27 protein-coding genes and 1 tRNA gene are annotated in these 25,453 nt (G+C 60.2%); 11 read left to right on the top strand and 17 right to left on the bottom strand.

Annotated elements, in window-relative coordinates; translation table 11 throughout:
- Positions 1 to 62: 62 nt before the first annotated feature.
- The 3 genes from secB to ACP7EW_RS19975 are packed head-to-tail and all read right to left on the bottom strand — an operon-like array spanning position 63 to position 1,253.
- Positions 63 to 542, bottom strand: a complete 480-nt coding sequence (secB, locus tag ACP7EW_RS19985) for a protein-export chaperone SecB (protein WP_010213875.1) — start codon at positions 540 to 542, stop codon at positions 63 to 65.
- A gap of 41 nt (positions 543 to 583) precedes the next feature.
- On the bottom strand, positions 584 to 838 hold the full coding sequence (gene grxC, locus ACP7EW_RS19980) for a glutaredoxin 3 (RefSeq protein ID WP_033896917.1): 255 nt from the start codon (positions 836 to 838) through the stop codon (positions 584 to 586).
- A gap of 1 nt (position 839) precedes the next feature.
- Positions 840 to 1,253 carry a rhodanese-like domain-containing protein gene (locus ACP7EW_RS19975; protein ID WP_010213877.1) on the bottom strand — a complete coding sequence of 138 codons (414 nt, stop codon included), beginning with the start codon at positions 1,251 to 1,253 and terminating at the stop codon, positions 840 to 842.
- Positions 1,254 to 1,404: 151 nt separating this feature from the next.
- Here ACP7EW_RS19975 and gpmI point away from each other — a divergent pair, with 151 nt between their 5' ends.
- On the top strand, positions 1,405 to 2,931 hold the full coding sequence (gene gpmI, locus ACP7EW_RS19970; RefSeq protein WP_426219181.1) for a 2,3-bisphosphoglycerate-independent phosphoglycerate mutase: 1,527 nt from the start codon (positions 1,405 to 1,407) through the stop codon (positions 2,929 to 2,931).
- Between the two features lie 215 nt (positions 2,932 to 3,146).
- Here gpmI and ACP7EW_RS19965 read toward each other — a convergent pair whose 3' ends face one another.
- Entirely contained in the window at positions 3,147 to 3,659 is a 513-nt protein-coding gene (locus ACP7EW_RS19965) for a PBECR2 nuclease fold domain-containing protein (protein WP_426219179.1), read from the bottom strand.
- Between the two features lie 243 nt (positions 3,660 to 3,902).
- Between ACP7EW_RS19965 and ACP7EW_RS19960 the strand changes: the two genes are divergently transcribed.
- From ACP7EW_RS19960 to ACP7EW_RS19945, 4 genes are all read left to right on the top strand, one after another.
- The gene (locus ACP7EW_RS19960) at positions 3,903 to 5,198 is read left to right on the top strand and encodes a murein hydrolase activator EnvC family protein (RefSeq protein WP_426219177.1); all 1,296 of its coding nucleotides are present in this window, start codon (positions 3,903 to 3,905) and stop codon (positions 5,196 to 5,198) included.
- A gap of 30 nt (positions 5,199 to 5,228) precedes the next feature.
- Complete coding sequence (locus tag ACP7EW_RS19955; RefSeq protein WP_033896914.1) at positions 5,229 to 6,545, top strand: S41 family peptidase; 1,317 nt, start codon at positions 5,229 to 5,231, stop codon at positions 6,543 to 6,545.
- A gap of 1 nt (position 6,546) precedes the next feature.
- Complete coding sequence (locus tag ACP7EW_RS19950; protein ID WP_426219175.1) at positions 6,547 to 7,332, top strand: divergent polysaccharide deacetylase family protein; 786 nt, start codon at positions 6,547 to 6,549, stop codon at positions 7,330 to 7,332.
- Positions 7,333 to 7,396: 64 nt separating this feature from the next.
- Positions 7,397 to 8,695, top strand: a complete 1,299-nt coding sequence (locus ACP7EW_RS19945) for a Vps62-related protein (protein ID WP_426219173.1) — start codon at positions 7,397 to 7,399, stop codon at positions 8,693 to 8,695.
- Here ACP7EW_RS19945 and ACP7EW_RS19940 read toward each other — a convergent pair.
- From ACP7EW_RS19940 to ACP7EW_RS19910, 7 genes are all read right to left on the bottom strand, one after another.
- Complete coding sequence (locus tag ACP7EW_RS19940; protein WP_426219171.1) at positions 8,648 to 9,403, bottom strand: substrate-binding periplasmic protein; 756 nt, start codon at positions 9,401 to 9,403, stop codon at positions 8,648 to 8,650. The two genes, ACP7EW_RS19945 and ACP7EW_RS19940, sit on opposite strands and share 48 nt — an antisense overlap.
- A gap of 67 nt (positions 9,404 to 9,470) precedes the next feature.
- Positions 9,471 to 10,241 (bottom strand): imidazole glycerol phosphate synthase subunit HisF, encoded by a 771-nt coding sequence (gene hisF, locus ACP7EW_RS19935; protein ID WP_426219169.1) that lies wholly within the window; start codon positions 10,239 to 10,241, stop codon positions 9,471 to 9,473.
- A 9-nt stretch (positions 10,242 to 10,250) separates the two neighbouring features.
- A complete protein-coding gene (hisA, locus tag ACP7EW_RS19930; RefSeq protein ID WP_003187784.1) occupies positions 10,251 to 10,988 on the bottom strand; it encodes a 1-(5-phosphoribosyl)-5-[(5-phosphoribosylamino)methylideneamino]imidazole-4-carboxamide isomerase in 738 nt (245 codons plus the stop codon).
- A 39-nt stretch (positions 10,989 to 11,027) separates the two neighbouring features.
- The gene (locus ACP7EW_RS19925) at positions 11,028 to 11,285 is read right to left on the bottom strand and encodes a DUF2164 domain-containing protein (RefSeq protein WP_012721747.1); all 258 of its coding nucleotides are present in this window, start codon (positions 11,283 to 11,285) and stop codon (positions 11,028 to 11,030) included.
- The gene (gene hisH / locus ACP7EW_RS19920) at positions 11,286 to 11,924 is read right to left on the bottom strand and encodes an imidazole glycerol phosphate synthase subunit HisH (protein ID WP_426219167.1); all 639 of its coding nucleotides are present in this window, start codon (positions 11,922 to 11,924) and stop codon (positions 11,286 to 11,288) included.
- Positions 11,924 to 12,517 carry an imidazoleglycerol-phosphate dehydratase HisB gene (gene hisB / locus ACP7EW_RS19915; RefSeq protein ID WP_003218037.1) on the bottom strand — a complete coding sequence of 198 codons (594 nt, stop codon included), beginning with the start codon at positions 12,515 to 12,517 and terminating at the stop codon, positions 11,924 to 11,926. The genes hisH and hisB overlap by 1 nt, the downstream gene beginning before the upstream one ends.
- 214 nt (positions 12,518 to 12,731) lie before the next feature.
- Complete coding sequence (locus tag ACP7EW_RS19910) at positions 12,732 to 14,393, bottom strand: OFA family MFS transporter (protein ID WP_033896905.1); 1,662 nt, start codon at positions 14,391 to 14,393, stop codon at positions 12,732 to 12,734.
- 326 nt (positions 14,394 to 14,719) lie between these two features.
- On the opposite strand from ACP7EW_RS19910, the gene ACP7EW_RS19905 reads away from it, so the two are divergent.
- From ACP7EW_RS19905 to ACP7EW_RS19890, 4 genes are all read left to right on the top strand, one after another.
- Complete coding sequence (locus ACP7EW_RS19905) at positions 14,720 to 16,930, top strand: AsmA family protein (protein WP_426219165.1); 2,211 nt, start codon at positions 14,720 to 14,722, stop codon at positions 16,928 to 16,930.
- Positions 16,927 to 17,994: an A/G-specific adenine glycosylase gene (gene mutY / locus ACP7EW_RS19900; RefSeq protein WP_426219163.1), complete on the top strand. Its 1,068-nt coding sequence runs from the start codon at positions 16,927 to 16,929 to the stop codon at positions 17,992 to 17,994. The genes ACP7EW_RS19905 and mutY overlap by 4 nt, the downstream gene beginning before the upstream one ends.
- On the top strand, positions 17,991 to 18,263 hold the full coding sequence (locus tag ACP7EW_RS19895; protein WP_010213895.1) for an oxidative damage protection protein: 273 nt from the start codon (positions 17,991 to 17,993) through the stop codon (positions 18,261 to 18,263). Before mutY ends, ACP7EW_RS19895 begins: the two co-directional genes overlap by 4 nt.
- A gap of 103 nt (positions 18,264 to 18,366) precedes the next feature.
- Positions 18,367 to 18,442 (top strand) — tRNA-Phe (locus ACP7EW_RS19890).
- A gap of 126 nt (positions 18,443 to 18,568) precedes the next feature.
- Here the strand turns inward: ACP7EW_RS19890 and ACP7EW_RS19885 are convergent.
- The 5 genes from ACP7EW_RS19885 to ACP7EW_RS19865 form a co-directional block, all read right to left on the bottom strand.
- Positions 18,569 to 18,844 carry a hypothetical protein gene (locus ACP7EW_RS19885; RefSeq protein ID WP_028615360.1) on the bottom strand — a complete coding sequence of 92 codons (276 nt, stop codon included), beginning with the start codon at positions 18,842 to 18,844 and terminating at the stop codon, positions 18,569 to 18,571.
- 88 nt (positions 18,845 to 18,932) lie between these two features.
- Positions 18,933 to 20,525, bottom strand: coding sequence for an ArnT family glycosyltransferase (locus tag ACP7EW_RS19880; RefSeq protein ID WP_426219161.1), 1,593 nt, complete (start codon positions 20,523 to 20,525; stop codon positions 18,933 to 18,935).
- A gap of 87 nt (positions 20,526 to 20,612) precedes the next feature.
- A complete protein-coding gene (locus ACP7EW_RS19875; RefSeq protein ID WP_426219157.1) occupies positions 20,613 to 21,578 on the bottom strand; it encodes an arsenic resistance protein in 966 nt (321 codons plus the stop codon).
- A 41-nt stretch (positions 21,579 to 21,619) separates the two neighbouring features.
- Positions 21,620 to 21,928 (bottom strand): type II toxin-antitoxin system RelE/ParE family toxin, encoded by a 309-nt coding sequence (locus tag ACP7EW_RS19870; protein WP_426219583.1) that lies wholly within the window; start codon positions 21,926 to 21,928, stop codon positions 21,620 to 21,622.
- Positions 21,918 to 22,112 carry a type II toxin-antitoxin system RelB family antitoxin gene (locus ACP7EW_RS19865; RefSeq protein WP_269132562.1) on the bottom strand — a complete coding sequence of 65 codons (195 nt, stop codon included), beginning with the start codon at positions 22,110 to 22,112 and terminating at the stop codon, positions 21,918 to 21,920. The genes ACP7EW_RS19870 and ACP7EW_RS19865 overlap by 11 nt, the downstream gene beginning before the upstream one ends.
- A gap of 183 nt (positions 22,113 to 22,295) precedes the next feature.
- On the opposite strand from ACP7EW_RS19865, the gene ACP7EW_RS19860 reads away from it, so the two are divergent.
- Positions 22,296 to 23,282 carry an alpha/beta fold hydrolase gene (locus tag ACP7EW_RS19860; protein WP_426219154.1) on the top strand — a complete coding sequence of 329 codons (987 nt, stop codon included), beginning with the start codon at positions 22,296 to 22,298 and terminating at the stop codon, positions 23,280 to 23,282.
- 4 nt (positions 23,283 to 23,286) lie between these two features.
- On the top strand, positions 23,287 to 23,700 hold the full coding sequence (locus tag ACP7EW_RS19855) for a hypothetical protein (RefSeq protein ID WP_177074508.1): 414 nt from the start codon (positions 23,287 to 23,289) through the stop codon (positions 23,698 to 23,700).
- 54 nt (positions 23,701 to 23,754) lie between these two features.
- On the opposite strand, the gene gabP is transcribed toward ACP7EW_RS19855, so the two are convergent.
- Positions 23,755 to 25,146, bottom strand: a complete 1,392-nt coding sequence (gene gabP, locus ACP7EW_RS19850; protein WP_426219152.1) for a GABA permease — start codon at positions 25,144 to 25,146, stop codon at positions 23,755 to 23,757.
- Positions 25,147 to 25,453: the final 307 nt, after the last annotated feature.

The raw sequence follows: 25,453 nt of genomic DNA, 5'->3' as shown, positions 1-25,453 counted from the left end.
GATATCGACTGAAGTACCGCATTCGCGAGCAAGCCCGCTCCCACATTTTTTACCGTGTCGACTTATTGAACCGTCGACGAACCTTCCTGTTGCATGCGCTGCAGCTCTTGAGCGTACAGGGCATCGAAGTTCACCGGAGCCAGCATCAGCGCTGGGAAAGAGCCACGGGTGACCAGGCTGTCCAGGGTCTCGCGGGCATACGGGAACAGAATGTTCGGGCAGAACGCGCCCAGGGTGTGGCTCATGGACGCTTCGTCCAGGCCCTGGATCAGGAAGATACCGGCCTGTTGCACTTCAGCGATGAAGGCCACTTCTTCGCCGTTCTTGACGGTCACGGAGAGGGTCAGCACCACTTCGTGGAAGTCACCTTCCAGAGCTTTCTGGCGGGTGTTCAGGTCCAGCGCAACGCTTGGGGTCCATTCCTGGCGGAAGATGGCCGGGCTTTTCGGCGCTTCGAACGACAGGTCACGCACGTAGATGCGCTGCAGCGAGAACTGTGGCGCTTGGGCTTCTGCAGCTTCGGTGTTCTGTTGGTCAGTCATCGCAGATCCTTGTGATCTTGGGGTCTTTTAGGGTTTAGGAGTCAGACGAGCAGCAGCGCATCGAGTTTACCGGCGCGCTCAAGGGCGAACAGGTCGTCGCAACCACCGATGTGCCTGGCGCCGATCCAGATCTGCGGCACGGACGTACGCCCCGCCTTCTGGGCCATTTCGGCGCGCACCTGGGGTTTGCCGTCGACCTTGATTTCTTCGAAGGCAACGCCCTTTTTCTCAAGCAGGGCCTTGGCCCGCATGCAGTAAGGGCACCAATCGCTGGAATACACGACAACCTGGCTCATATCACTTCACCAGCGGCAGGTTATCGGCGCGCCAGCTGCTGATGCCACCGGACAGCTTGGCCGCGGTGAAACCGGTCTTGAGCATTTCGCGGGCGTGGGTGCCGGCGTGCTGGCCTTGGGCGTCGACCAGGATGATGGTCTTGGCTTTGTGCTTTTCCAGCTCGGCCAGGCGCGCGATCAGCTTGTCCTGCGGAATGTTCAAGGCACCAACGATGTGGCCGGTGGCGAAATCCTTGGCTGGGCGGATGTCCACGACAACGGCCTCGTCCTTGTTGACCAGCGCGGTCAGCTCCGCCGTGCTCAGGCTGCGGCCACCGCGGCTCAATTCGTGAGCGATCAGCAGCGCCAGCAGGATGACGAAGGCACCCACAAGCAGATAGTGGGCAGTGGCAAATGCAATCAGGTGATCAACCATCAAGGAGGTTCCAGGGCGTTAAAATGGCGGTAAGTATACACAGCCGTCAGGGGGGGCCAACCCCCGTAAAGCGGTGACGTGGTCGGAACTTCGCTTTAAACTGCCACTCCCTTTTCAATTGTCTTCCTTTATTACCGCCGCGAGAGGATCTATGACTACTACGCCTAAACCTTTGGTCCTGATAATTCTCGATGGCTTCGGACACAGTGAAAGCCACCACGACAACGCGGTATACGCGGCCAAGAAGCCGGTACTCGACCGCCTGACCGCCACCGTACCCAACGGCCTGATCTCCGGCTCGGGCATGGACGTAGGCCTGCCGGACGGCCAGATGGGCAACTCGGAAGTCGGCCACATGAACCTCGGCGCCGGACGAGTGGTATACCAAGACTTCACCCGTGTGACCAAAGCGATCCGCGATGGCGAGTTCTTCGAGAACCCGACCATCTGCGCGGCGGTAGATAAAGCAGTAGCCGCCGGCAAGGCCGTGCACTTCATGGGCCTGCTGTCAGATGGCGGCGTCCACAGCCACCAGGACCATCTGGTGGCCATGGCCGAACTGGCCTTCAAGCGCGGCGCCGACAAGATCTACCTGCACGCCTTCCTCGACGGCCGCGACACCCCGCCGAAAAGCGCGCAGTCGTCCATCGAACTGCTCGACGCCACGTTCGCAGCGCTGGGCAAAGGCCGTATCGCCAGCCTGGTGGGCCGTTACTTCGCCATGGACCGTGACAATCGCTGGGACCGCGTCTCCCAGGCCTACAACCTGATCGTCGACGGCCAGGCCGAGTTCCACGCCGCCACCGCCCAGGAAGGCCTCGAAGCCGCCTACGCCCGTGGCGAGAGCGATGAATTCGTCAAGGCCACCACCATTGGTGAGCCGGTGAAGGTAGAAGACGGCGACGCCGTGGTGTTCATGAACTTCCGCGCCGACCGCGCCCGCGAGCTGAGCCGTGTGTTTGTCGAGGACGGTTTCAAGGAATTCGAACGCGCCCGCCAGCCGAAAGTGCAGTACGTGGGCCTGACCCAGTACGCCGCCAGCATCCCGGCTCCCGCCGCTTTTGCAGCAGGCACGCTGGATAACGTGTTGGGCGACTACCTGGCGAAAAACGGCAAGACCCAGTTGCGCATTGCCGAAACCGAAAAATATGCCCACGTGACCTTCTTCTTCTCCGGCGGCCGCGAAGAGCCGTTCCCAGGCGAAGAACGCATCCTGATCCCATCGCCAAAGGTCGCCACCTACGACCTGCAGCCGGAAATGAGCGCGCCGGAAGTCACCGACAAGATCGTCGACGCCATCGAACACCAGCGTTACGACGTGATCGTGGTCAACTACGCCAACGGCGACATGGTCGGCCACAGCGGCAACCTGGAAGCCGCGACCAAGGCCGTGGAATGCCTGGACCTGTGCGTCGGCCGCATCGTCGACGCCCTGGAAAAGGTCGGCGGCGAAGCGCTGATCACCGCCGACCACGGCAACTGCGAGCAGATGTCCGACGAATCCACCGGCCAGGCCCACACCGCCCACACCACCGAGCCAGTGCCGTTCATCTATGTCGGCAAACGTAATTTCAAGGTGCGTGATGGCGGCGTGCTAGCGGATGTGGCGCCGACCATGCTGATGCTGATGGGGTTGGAGAATCCGGTGGAGATGACTGGCACCTCAATCCTGGTCTGAAATATTTCAGGGGTTGCTCAATGCGAGTAGCCCGTCAATAATGGACCTGAGCGCGAAACCAGTTGCCTCCAGCGGCGATAACTGGCGTAGGAACCCCGTCGATGGCTGGACATCAGCGTAGGGTGAGACCTCCACACCCCCGCTTGAGGGTGTGTATATGAATATCAAGCACGTCATTTAGGGCAGTTCTCTCGAACTGCCCTTTTCTTTGCCTGCTATAAAAGTTGGTAGCGCCTGTAGATCAGTTCGCCATGACGGTGCTTGTTCAAGGCCTTGGCATCGGTCTGCATGAAATTCCACAGCAGATTGCCTGCCTGGATATTCACAACCACCAGCATTTGCCGTTTGGTTTCATAAGCGCCAATGAAGGCCAAACGAGTCGAGCCATCACTGTAAGCGACACGCCAAATTTCCAGAGGCCCGGTCAGTGTATCCAGCGCGAACTTTACATATCGCTCTCTGGCATCTTGTCGCTTTTCAACTATGTGCCGCAGGGTTACACGCCGGATCAACACTTCTCCTAACGGAGAAACGATACGAATTTCTGAGGACGCTGAATCGGTAAATCCCAAGTTGGAAGCCACGACTTCAACAGCATCAGCAATGTCCTTGCCTGTCGCCACTTCCTCAAGCGAACAGGACCGAAGAGCCCGGTCGAGGCTACGCAAATCGGGCAAGCCGTGATCAAGCCAAGTTTTCTGGCCTTTGAGTTCATGAATACGGGGCATTACCGATCGGGCCGACTACCTTATGAGCGGGTTCGAGAGTCTATTCCCAGAACCAAAACTCCGTTCAAGCGGAGCGTTTCAAGGCGTTTCTTCGATTTTGTTTAACCCCTTAAACCAACCGATTAAATCGCCCTAAACGGCTTTTTATGACGAACGCCTCAAAGCAGTTGGCTTTGAGGCGTTTTTTTTGCCGCGCTTGGCGGGCATACTAGGCCGTCAATTTCCCTGGTGTCGCCCGCCTCTATGCTTCGCGCCTTGATTACCCTTGCTCTTGTCTGCCTGCTCCAACCGGCGTTTGCCGATGAGCGCGCACAAACCCAACAACAGTTGGACGCTACGCGTCAGGACATTACCGAGCTGAAAAAACTGCTCGGCAAGCTCCAGGAAGAGAAATCCGGGGTGCAGAAAGACCTGCGCGGCACGGAAACCGAGATGGGCAAGCTGGAGAAGCAGGTCCAGGAGCTGCAGAAAGAATTAAAGAAGAGCGAGTCGGAACTGGAGCGACTCGACGCTGAGAAAAAAAAACTCCAGAGCGCACGCGTTGAACAGCAACGCCTGATCGCGATCCAGGCCCGTGCCGCCTACCAGAACGGCCGCCAGGAATACCTCAAGTTGCTGCTCAACCAGCAGAACCCCGAGAAATTCGCGCGCACCCTGACCTACTACGACTACCTGAGCAAGGCCCGCCTGGAGCAACTCAAAAGCTTCAATGAGACCCTGCGCCAGTTGGTCAACATCGAGCAGGAAATCGGCAACCAGCAATCGCAGCTGCAAGACCAGAAAGTCGCCCTCGACACTCAGCGCAACGAATTGGACAAGGTCCGCAAGGAACGCCAACTGGCCTTGGCCAAACTCAATGACGACGTAAAGGCCCGTGACGCCAAGCTGCAGGCCCGCGAGCAGGACCAGGCTGACCTGGCCAAAGTGCTCAAGACCATCGAAGAAACCCTGGCCCGCCAGGCACGTGAGGCCGAAGAAGCGCGGCAGAAAGCGCTGATCGCCCAGCAGGAAGCCGAAAAAAAGCGCCAGCGTGAGGCCGAGCTGGCTGCCACCTCGGACGCGCCGGCACCGCGTAAACCGGCGCGTGCAGCGCCTGGCCCGCTGGTTTCCAGTGCTGGCGAGAACTTCGGCGGCCCTTTTGCTTCAGCCCGCGGCAAACTTCCATGGCCCGTTGATGGTCGACTACTGGCACGCTTTGGGGAAACCCGTGGCGATGACACCCGCGCGAAGTGGGATGGCGTGATGATCAGCGCCTCCGCCGGCAGCCAGGTGCACGCCGTCCACGGTGGGCGCGTGGTGTTTGCCGATTGGCTGCGCGGCGCAGGTTTGTTGGTGATTCTTGACCACGGTAATGGCTATTTGAGCCTTTACGGCCACAATCAGACTTTACTCAAGTCGGCAGGTGATGTTGTAAAAGCCGGTGAATCCATCTCCACTGTCGGTAACAGTGGTGGCCAGGACACCCCGGCGCTGTACTTCGCTATTCGTCAGCAGGGTCGCCCGAGCGATCCTGCACAATGGTGCCGTTCCCAAGGATAGGGCTGCATCTACATTAGGAGTTCGTTCGACATGCTGCATTTGTCCCGCCTCACTTCGCTGGCCCTGACGATCGCCCTGGTGATCGGCGCGCCTCTGGCATTTGCCGACCAGGCCGCTCCGGCGGCACCTGCTGCCTCGGCCGCTACCACCAAGGCGCCGTTGCCGCTGGACGAGCTGCGCACCTTTGCCGAGGTCATGGACCGGATCAAAGCCGCGTATGTCGAACCCGTAGATGACAAGACCCTGCTGGAAAATGCCATCAAGGGCATGCTCAGCAACCTCGACCCGCACTCCGCCTACCTGGGCCCGGAAGACTTCGCCGAGCTGCAGGAAAGCACCAGCGGTGAGTTCGGCGGGCTGGGCATTGAAGTCGGCTCCGAAGACGGCAACGTCAAGGTGGTCTCGCCGATCGATGACACTCCGGCGTCCAAGGCCGGCATCCAGGCCGGCGACTTCATTGTGAAGATCAACGGCCAGCCGACCCGTGGCCAGACCATGACCGAAGCCGTCGACAAGATGCGCGGCAAGATCGGCCAGAAAATCACCCTGACCCTGGTGCGCGACGGCGGCAACCCGTTCGACGTGACGCTGACCCGCGCGACCATTGTGGTCAAGAGCGTGAAGAGCCAGCTGCTGGAGTCGGGCTACGGCTACATCCGCATCACCCAGTTCCAGGTCAAGACCGGCGACGAAGTGGCCAAGGCCCTGGCCAAGCTGCGCAAGGACAATGGCAAGAAGCTCAACGGCATCGTGCTCGACCTGCGTAACAACCCAGGCGGCGTGCTGCAGTCGGCCGTGGAAGTGGTCGACCACTTCATCACCAAGGGCCTGATCGTCTACACCAAGGGCCGTATCGCCAACTCCGAGCTGCGCTTCTCGGCCACCGGCAACGACCTCAGCGAAAACGTGCCCCTGGCCGTGCTGATCAACGGCGGCAGCGCCTCGGCCTCGGAGATTGTCGCCGGCGCCCTGCAAGACCAGAAACGCGGTGTATTGATGGGCACCACCAGCTTTGGCAAAGGCTCGGTGCAAACCGTGCTGCCGCTGAACAACGACCGTGCGCTGAAGATCACCACCGCGTTGTACTACACGCCGAATGGCCGTTCGATCCAGGCCCAAGGTATCGTGCCGGACATCGAGGTGCGCAAGGCCAAGATCACCAACGAGATCGACAGCGAGTACTACAAAGAGGCCGATCTGCAAGGTCACCTGGGCAATGGCAACGGCGGTGCCGACCAGCCGACCGGCAGCAGCAAGAAAGCCAAGCCGATGCCGCAGGACGACGATTACCAGTTGGCCCAGGCGCTGAGCCTGCTCAAGGGCCTGAGCATCACGCGCAGCCGTTGATATGCGTTTTGCCCTGATCATCGCTGTGCTGTGCAGCCTGGCTGGAGTCGCCCACGCGACCCCGGCCAACGAGCCGCCCAAAGCCTACCTGACCCTCATCATCGACGACCTTGGGCAAAACCTGCCCAGGGATCGGCGTGTGCTGGCCTTGCCTGGGCCGGTGACCACGGCAATCATGCCCGACACGCCCCACGCAGCCGAATTCGCCCGCGAAGCGCACAGGGCCGGCAAGATCGTGATCCTGCATATGCCCATGGATCCGGCCACCGGTCCGTTTGCCTGGCATCCGGAGCTGTCCATCGAAGAACTCGGCAAGCGCTTGGACGCCGCCTTCAAGGCCGTGCCCTACACCGCCGGCATCAACAACCACATGGGCAGCCGCATGACCGCGCAACCGCAGGCCATGGCCTGGTTGATGGCTGAACTGCAACGGCGCAACAAGTTCTTTGTCGATAGCCGCACCAGCGCGCAAACCGTGGCGGCGGCCGAGGCCCAAAAGATTGGCCTGGCCCATGTTTCACGGGATGTATTCCTCGATGACGAGCGCACCGAAGCGGCGATTACCACGCAACTGCAAACGGCGATCAAACTCGCCCATAAGCAAGGCTCAGCAGTGATGATCGGTCACCCCTATCCACAGACCCTCGCGGTGCTTGAGCGCGAGCTGCCCAAGCTCAAGGCCCAGGGTGTCGACTGGATCGATATCAAATTGATGATCAGCGTGCGCAGCAACCAGGCGATGGCAGGGCATGGAAAAAACGGCATCTACCTTCCGGCCCGTAGATAGATACCGCTCGGCACCGCGTTCATTCTCCGATAGTTGAGGCGTCCATCAACTGGAGAATCCACCCATGAACTCTCTGCAATTCAACGACCTGCTCATCAGCTTCACCAACGAATTCCTGCCCCTGTGGAACGACAAGGGATCAGGTGCGCACAAAGCCATCGGCTTGTGGCGCCCCAGCACAGCGTCCGACGCACTGAACCCGTTTTTCTCATTGGGCGATATTGCGGTCGATCACTATCGCAACATCAATCAAAGCAAAATCGTCGCCGTGGTCAGCGACGCCAACAAGGTCGATGGCACAGCACTGCGCCCGCCGGTGGATTACCAGTTGGTGTGGCACGACGAAGGCACCGGCGCACTCAGCAACGCGTCTATCTGGCGCCCAATACCACCGCAAGGCTATGTGCCGCTGGGGCTGGTGTACGGCGTGAACTACGAAAAACCCTCGCTCCATGCCGTGCGCTGCGTACGGGAAGATCTGGTGGTGGCGTCCAACGTGGGCGAGCTGATCTGGAATGACAAAGGCAGCGGTTCCGCCAGCGATTTGAGCACATGGTCAATCACGCCTCCCAATGCATCTGCGGGAGAAATCTACTTGGCTCCCGGCACGTTCGTCGCCAACAACAGCTATGCCAGGCCAGGCCTTGCGCCCTATTCCCTACGCCTGGCACTGACCGCGCAGCTCAACGACCTGCCGCCAACGCCGGTTCTCGTCGGGACTGAAAGCCCTACCCTTGAAGAAGCCACGCCCACCGTCCATGTATGCGAGCTGCCTTGGTTCTGTGTGAAAGACCCGGAATTGACGGTGATCGAACAATTTCAGGCATCGCCGGTTTACCGACTGGAGCGCACCGATCGCCACCGGCTAGCAGGCTTCGGGCACAACACTGAGGCAACCAGCCAGCCGTTCATGTGGACTGTCACCAAAGGCGAGCACGGAGGAAATGCCAAAGCCTTGGCCTTCAATACAAACGTCGATCTGAGCAAGGAATGGCCCTTACACACAGCCGCCTTTGAGCCAGCTTTTTCGGCGAATCTGCACCGCGACTTCACGCATACGCAACGCTCGGCGAAGGGCTGGAGCCAACCGTCGCCGTTGGAAATCATCAGCTACGTCGCGCCAAACAAAGCCGTTGCAGCCTATCTTCTGCACAGTGAATACAGCCTGTTACGCCAGGACGGCAGCCAAGTGTCAGGCACCGTCAGCTATACCAATGGTGATCACATTTACCTGAGCGAATCCCAAGGGACCGAGCCGCAGCCCGAGGAGACACTCGAACCGTTGAGCCCCCCTCAGCCTCAACCTCAGCCTGAGCTAGAGGTAACGAGCTACGATCTCTTCGACGAGACCCTCACCCCGTAACTGATCGAGTGCTGCCTGAAGCTTGGCGACCACCTCATCCGGCACCTCTTTGTTCAGGGCCAGGTACAACTGGGCACTGTTGAAACGCAAGACGGTTTTCAGTTGGGTCACCCCGACCTGGCGGGCCAGGTAACGGCCCGCCGGATCGCCGGTGGCCCATAGGTCGATCTGGCCATCCACCAGTTTTTGCGCGTTGTCCTGGTCACGCAGCGCAACGATCGGGTTGAGCCCCTGCTTCTCCAGGGTCTCGGCAATGGCATCGCCCTTGTAGGCGCCAATCTTGTAGCGGCGCGCATGCTCAAGGTCGGCCAACTGGATCTTGCTGTCGGCCTTGGCCAGCAGCACCCAGTCGTCCGGGCCGATGGGGCCGACCCATTTGAACAGGGCTTCGCGATCCGGCAGGCGGGCCATCACGAACACGCCATAGCCGGGTTTTTCCAGGGCGAGTTTGTAGATTCGCTCCCAAGGGAAGCGCAAGGTCAGGTTGTAGGAAATGCCGGCACGCTTGAAGGTCTCGTGCACGATGTCCACGGCGATCCCTTCGATATTGTCTTCCCTGGCGAAGTTCTTGCCGTTTTTCGCCATGTTGTAGGGCGGGAAGTTTTCCGTCAGCAGCACCAGGGCGGTGCCGGACGGTTCCTCGGCATGGGCCGAGCCCGTCAACAGGATGGACGTACTGGCGAGGGCAAGCAGAAGATGTTTGAACATGAAGGGATACCGGAATCCATGGCAAGCGCAGAGAGTGCCGCGCACTTGCCATGGTGTCCAGCAGCGTTTAGCGAACGACGATACCGCGCGCTGCCATGTAGGCTTTTGCCTCAGGAACGGTGTATTCGCCAAAGTGGAAAATACTCGCCGCCAGCACCGCGCTGGCGTGGCCTTCGATGACGCCGTCGGCCAAATGCTGCAGGTTGCCGACGCCGCCGGAAGCGATCACCGGAATGCCCAGCGCGTCGCTGATGGCACGGGTGACGCCGAGGTCGAAGCCGTTTTTCATGCCGTCCTGGTCCATGCTGGTCAGCAGGATTTCCCCGGCGCCCAGGCGTTCCATCTTCATCGCCCACTCCACCGCGTCGAGGCCGGTAGGCTTGCGCCCGCCGTGGGTGAAGATCTCCCAGCGCGGGGTTTCGCCCGGGCCGGAAACCTTCTTGGCGTCGATGGCGACCACGATGCATTGCGAGCCGAAGTGCTGCGCGGCTTCACCGACAAACTCCGGGTTGAACACGGCGGCGGTGTTGATCGAGACCTTGTCCGCGCCGGCATTGAGCAGGTTGCGGATGTCTTGCACGGTGCGCACGCCGCCGCCCACGGTCAGCGGGATGAACACCTGGCTGGCCATGCGCTCCACGGTATGCAACGTGGTGTCGCGGCCGTCGACGCTGGCGGTGATGTCGAGAAAGGTAATCTCGTCGGCACCTTGCTCATCGTAGCGACGGGCGATTTCCACCGGGTCGCCGGCGTCGCGGATGTTCTCGAACTTGACGCCCTTGACCACGCGACCGTTGTCGACGTCCAGGCAAGGGATGATGCGTTTGGCCAGCGCCATGGTCAGTCCTCAGCCGTTGTAGGCGTCGCAGTAAGCCTGGGCTTCGGCGACGTCCAGGGTGCCTTCGTAGATCGCACGGCCGGTGATGGCGCCGATGATGCCAGGGGCCTTGGCGTCCAGCAGCGATTTGATGTCGCCCAGGTTGTGGATGCCGCCGGAAGCGATCACCGGGATCTTGGTCGCAGCGGCCAGCGCGGCGGTGAATGGCACGTTGCAGCCCTGCATCATGCCGTCTTTGGCGATGTCGGTATAAACGATGGCGGACACGCCGTCGGCTTCAAACTGCTTGGCCAGGTCGATGACCTGTACGGTGCTGATTTCAGCCCAGCCATCAGTGGCGACAAAACCGTCCTTGGCATCCAGGCCCACGATCACTTTGCCAGGGAACGCGCGGCAAGCTTCGGCGACGAACGCAGGGTCCTTCACGGCCTTGGTACCGATGATCACGTAGCTCACGCCGGCCTTGACGTAGTGCTCGATGGTTTCCAGGGAGCGGATACCGCCGCCGATCTGGATCGGCAGGTTCGGGTAGCGCTTGGCGATCGCGGTGACCACCTCGCCGTTGACTGGCTGACCTTCGAAGGCGCCGTTCAAGTCCACCAGATGCAGACGACGGCAGCCCCCTTCCACCCATTTGGCAGCCATGCTCACCGGGTCATCGGAGAACACGGTGGAGTCTTCCATGCGGCCTTGGCGCAGACGGACGCAGGCGCCGTCCTTGAGATCGATAGCGGGGATAATCAGCATCTGGCAAACCTTATTCGATATTCAGCAATGCTTGGGAAATCAGGGTTTCTCAAGCGACCACAGGTCGCTTTCGATGCTTTCGAACCTTTCTTTAAGGAGCGTCTGCGTATCGAAAATCGCCCTGTTGTAATAATGCGGAGCCACTTCGGTGGTGAACAGCTCAAGAATCTCGGCAACCTCGAACGAGCCCAATTTGAGCTCGAAGCGGTCCTCCATGAAGCGCTTGATCTTGAGGGTAGCCTCACTCTCCTGTTCAGGCGTGAGGTTCAAGACCGGCTGCTTCGGCTTCCTGGCCATTTACCAGCGCCCGTTCCAGGCGGCGAAGTTCTGCAGCAATTGCAGGCCATGGGTATGGCTCTTCTCCGGGTGGAACTGCACGGCAAAACGCGAACCCTCGGCCAACGCGGCGGCGAAATCGACGCCGTAGTGACCGCCACCCACCACCTGGCCCGGTTTACCGGCGGCGATGTAGTAGCTGTGCACGAAGTAGAAACGCGCCAGGTCCGGAATGTCGTGCCACAGTGGGTGGTCGACGGTCTGGCTGACTTCGTTCCAACCCATGTGTGGCACTTTCAAGTGAGCGCCGTCTTCATGCAGGTCCTTGCCGAAGAACTTCACCTGGCCTGGAAACAAGCCAATGCAGTCGACGCCGTCGTTCTCTTCACTGCGGTCGAGCAAGGCTTGCATGCCCACGCAGATACCGAGGAACGGACGGTCCTGGCTGACTTCGCGCACCAGGCTGTCAAAGCCCAGGCGGCGGATCTCGGCCATGCAATCGCGAATCGCACCGACGCCGGGAAACACCACCCGGTCGGCTTCCCGAATCACGCTGGCATCGCTGGTGATCAGCACCTTGCCGGCCCCTACGTGTTCGAGGGCCTTGGCCACCGAGTGCAGGTTACCCATGCCGTAATCGATAACCGCGACCGTCTGCATTACAGGACGCCCTTGGTCGAGGGCATTTGCCCGGCCATGCGGTCATCCAGCTCGACAGCCATGCGCAGCGCGCGGCCGAAAGCCTTGAACACGGTTTCGATCTGGTGGTGGGTGTTGGTGCCGCGCAGGTTGTCGATGTGCAGGCTGACGAGTGCGTGGTTGACGAAACCCTGGAAGAATTCCTGGAACAGGTCGACGTCAAAGCCGCCCACGGTAGCGCGGGTGTAGGGCACGTGCATCTGCAGGCCTGGGCGGCCGGAGAAGTCGATGACTACGCGCGACAGCGCTTCGTCCAGCGGGACATAGGCGTGGCCGTAGCGACGGATGCCTTTTTTGTCGCCGATGGCCTTGGCAAACGCCTGGCCGAGGGTGATGCCCACGTCTTCCACCGTGTGGTGGTCGTCGATGTGCAGGTCGCCCTTGCTGACGATATCCAGGTCGATCAGCCCGTGACGGGCGATCTGGTCCAGCATGTGCTCAAGAAAAGGTACACCGATATCAAATCGGGCCTTTCCGGTGCCATCCAGGTTGATCGAGGCTTTGATCTGGGTTTCCAGAGTGTCGCGCTCGACGGACGCCTTACGTTCGGCCATCACCAGCTCCGCAAAATCATTGGGCGAAAAAGGCAGCCATTATAGGGGCGCGGGCGCTAAACAGAAACATCGGAGGGGATAAGACTGACGAGTTGAAGCGAGGAATGTCGGGGATAGACATGTGCATACATGTGGGTACCCGCTTATGTGGCGAGCGGGCTTGCCACAACAAGCCCGGCTCCCACAGGAGCCAGGCCCGTCTGATTACTGCAACTTAGTGGAACAGTACCGCCGTCTTCTGCAGGGTCACCCACACACCCCACGCCAACGGAATACCCACCACCAGCCACGCGGCGATTGCCAACGGCACGGTGCCAGGGGCGGCTTTCCACTCAAGGGAAGTGGTCGCGTCCGCGCCTTTGTCGTGGCCCAGCGCCTGTTCGGCGGCCAGTTCGGCGTCGGTCATGAAGTACTTGTCGGCCACTGGACGAACCAGCAGGTTGCAGATGAAACCCAGCACCAGCAGGCCAGCCAGGATGTACAAGGTGATGTCGTAGGCGGCGGCGCGCTCAACGCCGATGCTCAGCTGATACTCACGCAGGTAGTTCACCAGTACCGGGCCCAGCACACCCGCCGCAGCCCAGGCTGTCAGCAGACGACCGTGGATCGCACCGACCATCTGTGTACCGAACAGGTCGGCCAGGTAGGCCGGAACGGTCGCAAAACCACCGCCGTACATCGACAGGATGATGCAGAACGCCGCCACGAACAGCGCCACGTTGCCCAGATGACCCAGGTTCGGGATCAGCGCGTACAGGGCAAAGCCCAGGGCGAAGAACACGAAGTAGGTGTTTTTACGGCCCAGGTAGTCGGAGAACGACGCCCAGAAGAACCGGCCACCGATGTTGAACAGGCTCAACAGACCGGTGAAACCTGCGGCGATGGCAGCGATGGAAGCCAATTGGCCCGCATCCAGTTGGCCAAACGGCACATCCACACCCAGCAGCTTGCCGCCGAACACTTCCTGCAGCAGTGGCGAAGCCATGCCGAGGATGCCGATACCGGCGGAGACGTTCAGGCACAGCACCAGCCAGACCAGGCGGAATTGCGGGGTTTTCCACGCCACGTTCACGTGCACGTGACGGTGGGTGATCATCGCGTTGCTGGCTTTTTTCGCCGGCGCGGTCCAGCCCTCAGGCTTCCAGCCGGTCGGCGGAACGCGGTAGGACAAGGCGCCGCCGATCATGAACACGAAGTAGATCGCAGCCATCACCAGGAAGCTCTGCCATACGCCCACGCTGTCAGGGGTGGCGAAATGCCCCATCAGTGCCGCCGCCAATGGTGCACCCACCATCGCGCCGCCGCCAAAGCCCATGATCGCCATGCCGGTGGCCATGCCACGCTTGTCCGGGAACCACTTGATCAGGGTCGACACAGGCGAGATATAGCCCAGGCCCAGGCCGATACCGCCGATGACCCCGGAGCCGATCCACATCAGCCAGATCTGGTGGGTATAGATACCCAACGCCGAGATCAACAGGCCACCGCACCAGCACAATGCCGATACAACGCCAGCCTTACGTGGCCCGGCGTGTTCCAGCCAGCCGCCCCAGATCGCTGCCGAGCAGCCCAGGAAGATGAAGAACAGGGTGTAGATCCAGCCCAGCATGGAGATGGGCCAGTCGCACTGGGACGAGAAGACTTGGCTGATGAAGCTCATGTCCGGCGCGCAAGCGACCGGTTTGGTGATACCCAGCGCCTTGGACAGTGGCAGCCAGAACACCGAGAACCCGTAGGCCATGCCGATGCACAGGTGGATGGCCAAGGCGGCCGGTGGAACCAGCCAGCGGTTGAAGCCGGGCTTGGCGATGATGCGTTCCTTGGACAGGAACGCAGGCTGTGCGGCAGTTGAACCCGCCGCAGTGCTAGTGCTCATTGGTGTTTCCCCCAGTTGTTAGTATGTGTCCGTCAGGCGCTCTCTCCCTCGGCCTTGCACGCAAAGCGTTGGCCGTTGTTGTTGAGTAAAGCTCCATTTAAGCGCGACGCTATGTCGCAGAAGGCAGACGAACCTGCGCAGATTAGCACCTGTGGATGACAGAAAAACCAAACTGATATCACCTTTTTCGAGAAATCTGTTTTGTTTGACGCCAAAAACCCGTTTCCCCGCCCCTGGATACAATGTAACGATCGGGGCACTGACGCAGGCCGTCGGGCGTTATACTCTGCGGCTAAATTTTGAAATCGACATACAAGGACTCGCCCATGAAAGCGTTCGGCAAAATCCTGGGTCTGGTACTTCTCGGGCTGTTGCTGATCATTGTGGCTCTAGGCTTTGCCCTGACCCATCTCTTCGATCCCAACGACTATAAAGACGAGATTCGCCAGATTGCCCGCGACAAGGCCCACATCGAGCTGACGCTCAATGGCGATATCGGCTGGAGCCTGTTCCCCTGGCTTGGCCTGGAACTGCACGAAGCCAGCGTGGCGACCCTGACCGCGCCGACCCAACCGTTCGCCGACCTGCAGATGCTCGGCCTCTCTGTACGCGTGCTGCCGCTGCTGCGCCGCGAAGTGCAGATGAGCGATGTACGTGTCGAAGGCCTGAACCTGCGCCTCACCCGCGACAAGCAAGGCCATGGCAACTGGGAAGACATCGGCAAGAACGTGACCGAGGCGACCGCCGGCAGCCCCGGCTCGACCGAGCAACCTGCCGAGACCGAACCGGAAAAACCCTCGAAGCCTATCCGCCTGGACATCGACAGCCTGACGGTCAACAAGGCCCGCGTCGAATACAACGACGAGCAGACCGGCAAGCAGTTCAGCGCCGAAAGCATCCAGCTGAGCGCCGGTGCCGTGCACGAAGGCGCCAGCATTCCGGTGAAACTCACCGCGTTCTTCGGCAGCAACCAGCCGGTAATGCGCGTCAAGACCGAGCTCAACGGCAACCTGCGCATCCAGCGTGCGCTCAAGCGCTATCAGCTTGAAGACATGAAGATCACCGGTGAAGCCACGGGCGAGCCGCTGCAAGACAAGACTGTGACGTTCTCCACCCAGGGCCAATTGCTGGTGGACCAGGCGGCCAATATCGCCGAATGGACCAACATGAAACTGTCGGCCAATCAACTGCGTGCCTTGGGTGAGCTGAAGGTCAACGACCTGGACAAGACCCCGCAATTCAGCGGCGCGCTGTCCATCGCCCAGTTTGACCTGGCCAAGTTCCTCGACGGCATCGGCCACCCGTTGCCGCCCATGGCCGAGGGCAGCCTGAGCAAGGTCGAACTGGTCAGCCGCCTTAAGGGCACGCCGACCAGCCTGGCCCTGGAAGACCTGAACCTGAAACTCGACGGCAGCACCTTCACCGGTCGCCTTGCCGTGGACGATTTCGCTAAGCAATCCCTGCGCGTCCAGCTCAAGGGCGACACCTTCAACGCCGACAACTACCTGCCGGCCAAGTCTGAATCCGCCAAGGGCGCAGCCGCAGCCCGCCAGGCTGAAGTGCAGAACAGCGAAGCCGGTGCCATGGCCGCCGGCGGCACCACGCCGCTGCCCGACGCGCCGACCAAAGGCGCCTGGAGCACCGACAAACTGCTGCCACTGGCGCGCCTGCGCACACTGGATGTGAACGCCGACCTGGCTTTCGGCCAACTGACCTTGAGCAAGCTGCCGATCCAGAATGCGGCGCTCAAGGCGTCCGGCATCGATGGCCAGCTCAAGCTCGACACTTTGAGCGGCGGCCTCTACAACGGCACTTTCCAGGCCAACGGTACGCTTGACGTACGCCAGGACATTCCGTTGCTGGCGCTGCAAAGCCATATCAAGCAAGTGCCGGTCGAACGCATCCTGCAAGCCCAAGGGCAAAACCCGCCGGTGAAGGGCCAGATCACCCTCGACAGCAATCTCACGGGTCGCGGCAATAGCCAGAAAGCCCTGATCGACAGCCTCAACGGCACCGCCAGCTTTGTGATCAACAACGGTGTGTTGCTCAACGCCAACCTCGAACAGCAACTGTGCACCGGTATTGCCCTGCTCAACCGCAAGACCTTGAGCAGCACGCCGCAGGGCAAGGACACCCCGTTCCAGGAGTTGAAGGGCAACCTGACCTTCCGTAACGGTGTGGCCAGCAACCCTGACCTGAAAGTGCGCATCCCAGGCCTGACCGTCAACGGCAACGGCGACGTCGACCTGCGCGTGCTGGGCATGGACTACCGCGTCGGCATCATCGTCGAAGGCGACCAGCGCGAAACCCCGGACCCAGCCTGCCAAGTGGGCTCGAACTTCCAGGGCATCGAAGTGCCACTGCGCTGCCGTGGCCCGCTGGAACTGGGCGCCAAGGCCTGCCGCCTGGACAAGGACGGCCTCGGCCAAGTCGCGATCAAGGCGGCCGGCAACCGCCTGAACGAAAAGCTGGAAGAGAAGCTCGACAAGGTGAATCCACAGCTCAAAGACGCTTTGAAAGGCCTTTTCAAACGATGAGAAACGAGCAGTTTTCAACGGCGGTGCTGGACTGGTACGACCGCCACGGTCGCCACGACCTGCCCTGGCAACAGGGCATCACGCCTTACCGGGTGTGGGTCTCGGAGATCATGTTGCAGCAGACCCAGGTAAGCACCGTGCTCAATTACTTCGACCGTTTCATGGCCTCGCTGCCGACGGTCGAGGCCCTGGCTGCTGCGCCGGAAGATGAAGTGCTGCACCTGTGGACCGGCCTGGGTTACTACACCCGGGCGCGCAACCTGCAAAAAACCGCGAAGATTGTCGTGGCCGAGTACGGCGGCGAGTTTCCCAGGGATGTCGAGAAGCTCACCGAGCTGCCTGGCATCGGCTTGTCCACCGCCGGCGCAATCGCCAGCCTGAGCATGGGCCTGCGTGCGCCGATCCTCGACGGCAACGTCAAACGTGTACTGGCGCGCTTTACCGCGCAAGAGGGCTACCCAGGCGAGCCCAAGGTGGCCAAGCAGCTGTGGGCCACCGCAGAACGCTTCACGCCCCATAACCGCGTCAACGCCTACACTCAGGCGATGATGGACATGGGCGCCACGCTCTGTACCCGCAGCAAACCCAGCTGCCTGTTGTGCCCGCTGGAAAAAGGCTGCGAAGCCCACATGCTTGGCCTGGAAACGCGCTACCCGATCCCCAAGCCACGCAAGACCATCCCGCAGAAGCGCACGCTGATGCCGTTGCTGGCCAATGCCGAGGGCGCGATCCTGCTTTACCGCCGCCCTTCGACCGGCCTGTGGGGCGGCCTGTGGAGTTTGCCGGAGCTGGATGACCTGCAAGACCTCGAACACCTGGCCCACCAGCACGCGCTGGAGCTGGGCACGCAACAGGCACTGCCGGGGCTGATCCACACCTTCAGCCACTTCCAACTCGCCATCGAACCCTGGCTGGTCCAGGTCGAGGAAACCGCCCATCACGTGGCCGAGGCCGACTGGCTCTGGTATAACCTCGCCACCCCGCCGCGCCTGGGCCTTGCCGCCCCGGTAAAAAAACTGCTGAAGCGCGCGGCCGATGTATTGAATGCAGGAGTTCCGTCATGACCCGCACCATCATGTGCCGCAAGTACAAAGAAGAATTGCCAGGCCTCGAACGCCCTCCGTACCCAGGCGCCAAGGGCCAGGACATTTTCGAGCACGTCTCCGCCAAAGCCTGGGGCGACTGGCTGAAACACCAGACCCTGCTGATCAACGAAAAACGCCTGAACATGATGAACGCCGAAGACCGTAAATACCTGGCGGGCGAAATGGACAAGTTCTTTTCCGGCGAAGATTACGCCAAGGCCGACGGCTACGTGCCGCCTGCTCAATAATTGATCAAAAACCGGGGTCTGCACGTAAGCGACGGTAATAATTAAATATTTTTTGAAAACTTGCTTGACGACCCCCTGAAAAACCCGTTTAATGCGCCCCGTTGCCCAGATAGCTCAGTCGGTAGAGCAGGGGATTGAAAATCCCCGTGTCGGCGGTTCGATTCCGTCTCTGGGCACCACTATTCAGTTTCAGGTGGTGCAAACGTCATCTGAAACACACAAAAAACCCGCCTAGTGCGGGTTTTTTGTTGCCTCGGATTTATCGATCTAGCCTGAGGCGATTCAGCATCGCCCCAGAAGATCTTTCACTTGCCATCCCACATCAACGTAAACACCGCCACACGCTCCTGATCGGAGATCTGAAAGCCCCGCTCCTCGACCCGATCAATCCAACCCTGGGCCGACAGCTTCTCGCCAAAACGCACCAGGCGCCCATAGCGCTTGAAGACCGCCCTCAGCACATTGATCATCGCCGGGTAGCTGCAGCCGCCGTCGAAGCAGATGCTCAACCAGCCAATTCGCGAACGGCCGATCACGTGGCCACAGTCAGGCCGCTTAAAGTCCTTTTTCGTCATGTCCATGATGCTTCCAGTACGGCAATTCCAAAAAACAGGTCGACTGAGTGACCGATCGGTCACTCAGCCAGCGAACATACAGCAACTTGCTGATTCATTTCAGCAAAAACACCATCAGCGGATTGTCGTTCAACCGCCCCTCAAAAGTCGGCGCCTGACGCTCAAGCGGCGTCCCTTGCAGCAGTGCGGTTTCCTTGCGCGACACGATTACCCAGGCAGGTCGAGGCAAGCCCTCCAAGCCCTCAAGCTGTTGGCCGCCGATAAACAGCGGTTGCTCATCATGATCCAGGTTCATCATGTAGCGCACCGCCCACGTGTCTCGCCCCAGATTGATAAACACCAGCGGCCCAGGCGTCTCGACACGCAACGCTTCTACCTGACCGACAAACTTGCGGGTATCGAACTGCATATCCTTGGACGGCTCCACCACCGCCATCAATAACAACCATTGCGCCAGCAATGCGATCAGGCTGAGCCGCACCAACCGCCCCCCTCGCCGCCAGGCAATCAGCGCTGCCACTTGCAGCACCACCAGCACACCCATCAACAGTGGCAGCGAAACGTCGGGCCAGTAACCATGCTTTTGCCACCCATGCCGACAGATAAAGACTACAACCACGCACAACGCCGGTAGCGCCACGACCAGCCCTTCGTAGCATCGGCGCACGCCCGAGAGCCAACTCGGCGCCTGGAGCAGCCCATAGGCCGCGACAGCCGCAAACATTGGCACCATGGGCAGGATGTAATAGGCACGCTTGAAGTGCGGCACCGACAGCCCGAGCAAGATCATCAAGCCGCAAGCGCCGAGTCGCACCACCAGTTGCATATCGCCTTCGAGCCGCTCGGACCAGCGATGACGCAGCGCAATCATGGTAGCCAGCGCCAACGGCACCACCGGGAAGTAGCGGTACAGGCTCAGCTGGAAGTAGAAATAGAACGGCTCGCCGGTTTCATCAAGGCGGCCGCCCACCTGCATCTTGAACACCTCGTCGGCAAAGGCGTCACCCCCACTGATGCGCGCCAACTTCACCAGCAACCACCAACAGGCTGCCAGCAACACCAGGCCAACAGCGCCGTGAACCAGCACCTGTTTCACCCGCTCCCCAGGCTTGCCCAACGCCCAGTACACGCACACCACGCCACAGACCTCGATCAACCCCAGCGGCCCGCGTACCGCAAAGCCCAGGATGAACAACGGAAACACCGCAAGCCGCCTCCAGCGCCCGCCACTGTGCAGCAGGTAGAAACTTCCCACACACAACAACGCCACCATCTGATCCAGGCAGACCGAGCGGGACTTTTCGAGCAGTTGAGTGGTGAGCAGGGTCAACAACACGGTGAGCAGTGCCCACTGTCGATTCGCCGGGACCAGCAGGCGATAGACCACGGCCACTACACCCGCAGACGCCAGGGCAGTGGGCAGCACATTCGCCAGGTGGTTGGGCGCGCCAAACAGTCGGGCAAACACATAGCTGAAGAACGTCGCGGTGCCGGGGTAATCCGCGTAGGGCTGACCATAGGTGGTCGGGAAAAGACTCGCGCCATGGCGAAACATTTCTTGCAGGAACAGCGCCCAGCGTCCGTCAAACCCTTGGGGCTGCTGATCCCAGATACCCAGGGTGAACAACAGCAGGGCAAACAGGAAAATGCCCAGGGACTCCAGGCGAAAACGGTTGCGGTGATCCATCGGTTGACCTGTCAGGTAAGGGGCGCCGACTTATGGTGCCGACTGCCCTGCTGAATAGCGCCTGAACAGACCTGAATATTCCGGTGTTTACCGACCCACGGGCCACACCCATTTCGGGATCAATCGAACGTAAATCAACTCACCCAGCAGTTCGACCAGGGTTTGCAGGATCACCGCCGTCGCCGCCAACCCGCGCACATCCTCCGGAAGCGCCAGCGCCAAGGGCAACACCACCAGCGAATTGCGCGTCGATGCGCTGAACGTCACCGCCCTGGCCGTCACCGCAGGCAGCGCAAACAGCCGCGATGCCAGCGCGCCCATCAACGGCGCCAGCAACAGGAAAGCGATGTACACCGGGATCACCGGCAGCAACAGGTTAATATCCCGCACCACCGAGGTGATTTGCGAGCCGATCACCACGAACAGCACCAGCGCCATCGCTGGCACCGGCATCCACGCCCAGGCGTCGTTCCAAGCACTGACGAGCGAGGATCGCCGTGCCAGGGAAGTGGTGAGCACCGCCAGAACCATCGGCACCACGATCAGCAGGAGGAACGCCTCGATAAACGGCCCCACCTCCACCACCACCTCAGATTGCGAACCGAGCATTACGCCCAGATAAATCGGCAACAACGCCAATTGCAGCAACAACAACACCGGCGTCGCCGCCAGCATCAGCCGCGAATCGCCCTTGCCGATATGGGTAAACACCACCACGTAGTCGATGCACGGGGTCAGCAATACCAGCAACGCCCCTACCAGCAGTGCCGGGCGTCCTGCCAGGCCTTTAGTCAATGCCCACACCAGTAAAGGAATGAGGATGAAGTTGGCGAACAGTAACGCTGACAGGAAGCGCTTGTTGCTCAGGCTTTGGCGCACGTCCAGAAAGGGGATTTGCAGGAACATTGCGTACATCAGCACCGCGATGGCGGGTGTGATTAGTGTGCTGAGGTGGTGGGCGGATGACGGGGCGAGCAGACCGAAACCGGCCGCCAGCAGCACGACTACGAAGTACAAAGGGATCTGGCTGCGTTCGAGGGTATCGCGGGTCATGAAAACGCCTTGGTAGATCGCAAAGGTGTAAGCCTATGTATCTATTGACGCAAGGTCGAGTGGAGCGGAACGATTGCATCCGAGGGGTATTCTTGACGTGTGTGCAGTACCGTCAGAATCTCAACCTGCTCCATCACGCGATACACAACTAAATAGTTTGGATGAACAACCATTTCCCGAGTACCTGACAAGCGGCCTTGCTTGAATCCATACGGCATTGAAGACAAATGTTCAGTAGCAGCAACAATGTTACGGTGCAGCGAAGCCGCTGCAACGGGGTTGTACTGCTCAATGAAATCAATAATTTCAGTCAAGACCAAAATAGCCTCAGGTCGCCACTTAACGAGCAGCCCAGCGAGCCTTGCGCCTCTCTTCTAACATCCTCTCAACCTCAGCCATAGCCTCATCATGCGGAATACTAGGTCGAGGATCATCAATTGAAGCCTGCACCTTGGCACGGAACCAACGGTCATAGCTGGCAGCCTGCTCTTCAGTTTCAAACTCAGAAACGATGGGAGAAAGTGGGATGCTCATAGAGACCTCCTTAATGGATGCCTGCCAGTCTAATCGGTCCATGGTTTGCTGTCGTTCCTCTCGGATGTATGGCTTTATCAGCGGGTATCGAAGGTTAATGACCCTGCCAGACGTGGTGCAACTACTGGCAAACTGGTGAACTGTTACTAAAAAAATAAGAAACCTATAAAGGCCGAGAACCCAATGAATTTGAACGACGCCTCTTTGCGATGGCCCTCGGCCTCACCGGCGCGTGACCACGGCGAATCTTTCAAGGAGCCCGCAGCCGACGGCCACCTGCTAGGCGGCTTCACCTGGCGCCACATCAGAACCGATCCCACACGCCCCGTGGTCATCATCAACGCTGCCACCTCCGTACGCTGCCGCCACTACGCCCGCTTCGCCGACTACCTGTTCACTAACGGCTTTGACGTCATCACCTACGACTACCGTGGCATCGGCGAATCCCGCAGTGGCTCATTGCGCGGCTTCAAGGCTTCATGGTCGGACTGGGGCGTGCTGGATTTCGAGGCCATGCTGCAACGTGCGCAACGGGAGTTTCCGGGGCAGCCGATTGATGTGGTCGGCCACAGCTTCGGTGGCTGCGCGGCAGGGCTCGGGGCGTCGGGTGCGGTCATTCGGCGAATGGTGACCGTGGGCGCGCAGTTTGCGTACTGGCGCGATTACGCAGCGAGTGTGCGCTGGCGGATGTTTGCCAAGTGGCATGTGATGATGCCGCTGCTGACCGCGCTCTGCGGACACTTTCCCGGTAAGCGCCTGGGCTGGCTGGAAGATACACCGGCGGGCGTGGTGCGGGATTGGAGCACCCCGACGCCCAGATATGAAACACGCCCCAGCGGACGAGCCCTGGGTGAGTTGCCATTCAGTCGCGTGAAGGCGCAGATTCTGGCTATCAGCATTACCGACGATCCGTTCGGGACCGTCGCCGCCATCGAACGGTTATTGGGGTATTTCGACGGCAGTGAGCACACTCATTTACGGATAGCGCCTGAGGATATAGGCGAAAAGGTAGTCGGACATTTCGCATTTTTTCGCAGCAAGTATCAGAATCGGCTGTGGCCAGTTGCATTGGCGTGGCTTCAAAACGGCCAATTGACTGCAGATACCCTTGGGATTTCCCCCAACCTGCGCTTCAATACCCCACCCAGACCCAAAACCCTAGGACGCTGAGCCCATGGCCTCGCCAAACAAGCAGCAAAAACGTGCCCACCGGGCCAAGGCCAAGGCCAAGCAGAACCGCACGCAGCGCGCCGTCGCGACCAAGCCGGATGCGTTTGCCGGCGATGACAGCCGCATTGACCTTGAGTCAGTGGATCTGACCGAGCTGTTCGTAGAGATGCGCACCGCTGGCGAAACCAGCCAGCAGGCCCTGTGCGCGGTGTTCCTGGCCCACCCGTTGCTGGCACTGGTGCTGGAGCAGGAAGGCGAAGAAGAAGCCACCGACTTTATCCTCGCGGCGCTGATCGAATATCGCCAGTGGGTTACGGATACCGATGATGAAGCCGCGGCACTGGCGTGGATCGAGTCGCCGGAATTCCAGGCGGACTACGTGGCGGCCTCACAAGCGCTGACCAGCTCGGCTGACTAATTGCACACATAAATAAGGGAGCCAAATGGCTCCCTTATTGTTTTCTTCAACAGATCAATTCAGCACCGCAGCACCCAGTCTCTGCGCCTTGCGACGGCTCGCCACAATCAGCCCCGCCGCCACCACCAGCAAGCTCAACACGCCGGTCGCAATGATCTCGACCCGGTGCGCTTCCTGGAACAGCATGATGGTCAGCGTGCCGACGATGAACACCATTACTGCGTAGGTCAGGCCTGGGAACAGCCACATTTTGAAGACAATCTTCTCGCCCGCCGCCGTGCGCTTCTGGCGCATACGCAGTTGCGACACCGCGATCACCAGGTACACCAGCAACGCAATGGCGCCGGAGCTGGCCAGCAGGAACTCGAACACTGCCGCAGGGGCCACGTAGTTGGCGAATACCGCCAGGAACGCCGCGCCAGTCGACAGCAACACCGCCCAGTAAGGCGTGCCGCTCTTGTTGGTGCGCTTGGCCACCGCCGGCGCATCACCGCGACGGCCCAGGGAGAACAGCATGCGCGAGGCGGTGTACAGCGCCGAGTTCAAGCAGCTGGTCACCGCAACCAGTACCACCAGGTCGACGATCAGCTTGGCATTCGGAATGCCCATGCGTTCCAGCACGGTCTGGTAGGAACCAACGGCCGCCAGGGTCGGATCGTTCCATGGCACCAGGGACACCACGATGAAGATCGACAACAGGTAGAACAAACCAATGCGCCAGATCACCGAGTTGGTGGCCTTGGTGATCTGCTGGTCTGGGTTCTTCGATTCAGCTGCCGCGATAGTGACAATCTCGGTGCCCATGAAGGAGAACATGGTGGTCAGGATCGCCGCCAACACGGCGCCCATGCCGTTGGGCATGAAGCCTTGGGTGTCGAACAGGTGCGAAACGCCGCTGACCTGGCTGGTCGGCAGGAAGCCGAAGATCGCGGCCAGGCCGAGGATCACGAAGCCGACGATGGCCACAACCTTGATCAACGCAAACCAGAACTCGAACTCGCCGTAGTTCTTCACGCTGAACAGGTTGGTCGCGGTCAACAGCAAAGTGATGATCAGCGTAAAGGCCCAAATGGCCACGTCCGGGAACCAGGCATGCAGAATGGTCGCCGCCGCGTTGGCTTCCAATGGAATCACCAATACCCAGAACCACCAGTACAACCAGCCGATGGTGAAACCGGCCCAATGGCCGATCGCCCGGTCGGCGTAGGTGGAGAACGAACCGGTGTCCGGCGACGCCACGGCCATTTCGGCCAGCATGCGCATCACCAATACCACCAGCGTGCCCGCTGCGGCATAGGCCAGCAGTACGGCCGGGCCGGCAGCAGCAATCGCGTGGCCGGAGCCAACAAACAAACCGGCACCAATAACGCCGGCAATCGACAGCATGGTGACGTGACGCGGTTTGAGCCCCTGTTCGAGGTCATTGGAGCTTTGCGTACTACTCATTGACACACCTTTACGAGGAATTGCGAAAACGGTCCGCCCGGCCCGGAATCTTTCTCGTGAAAAGAAACCAACAGGGCGTTCTTTATTTTTTACGCAAGATTTGCGCCAAAATGTTACAGAGCCGCGATTGACGCGGGCTGTAGGACGTTTCAACACGACTCGCAAGTCATTGAGAACAATGGCATTCCGCTATAGCGTTACCGTGCGACTCACATCCAAGACGGATAAACGCACCATAAACACACACAAAAAGTACGTGACGCCCTACAAAAGGGCTGATATGCACCGTTTGCCCGGTTAACCCTTC

Source organism: Pseudomonas sp. DWRC2-2 (assembly GCF_049897885.1).
Taxonomy (GTDB): Bacteria; Pseudomonadota; Gammaproteobacteria; order Pseudomonadales; family Pseudomonadaceae; genus Aquipseudomonas; species Aquipseudomonas azotoformans_A.
This window is presented reverse-complemented; position numbering and strand designations above follow the sequence as displayed.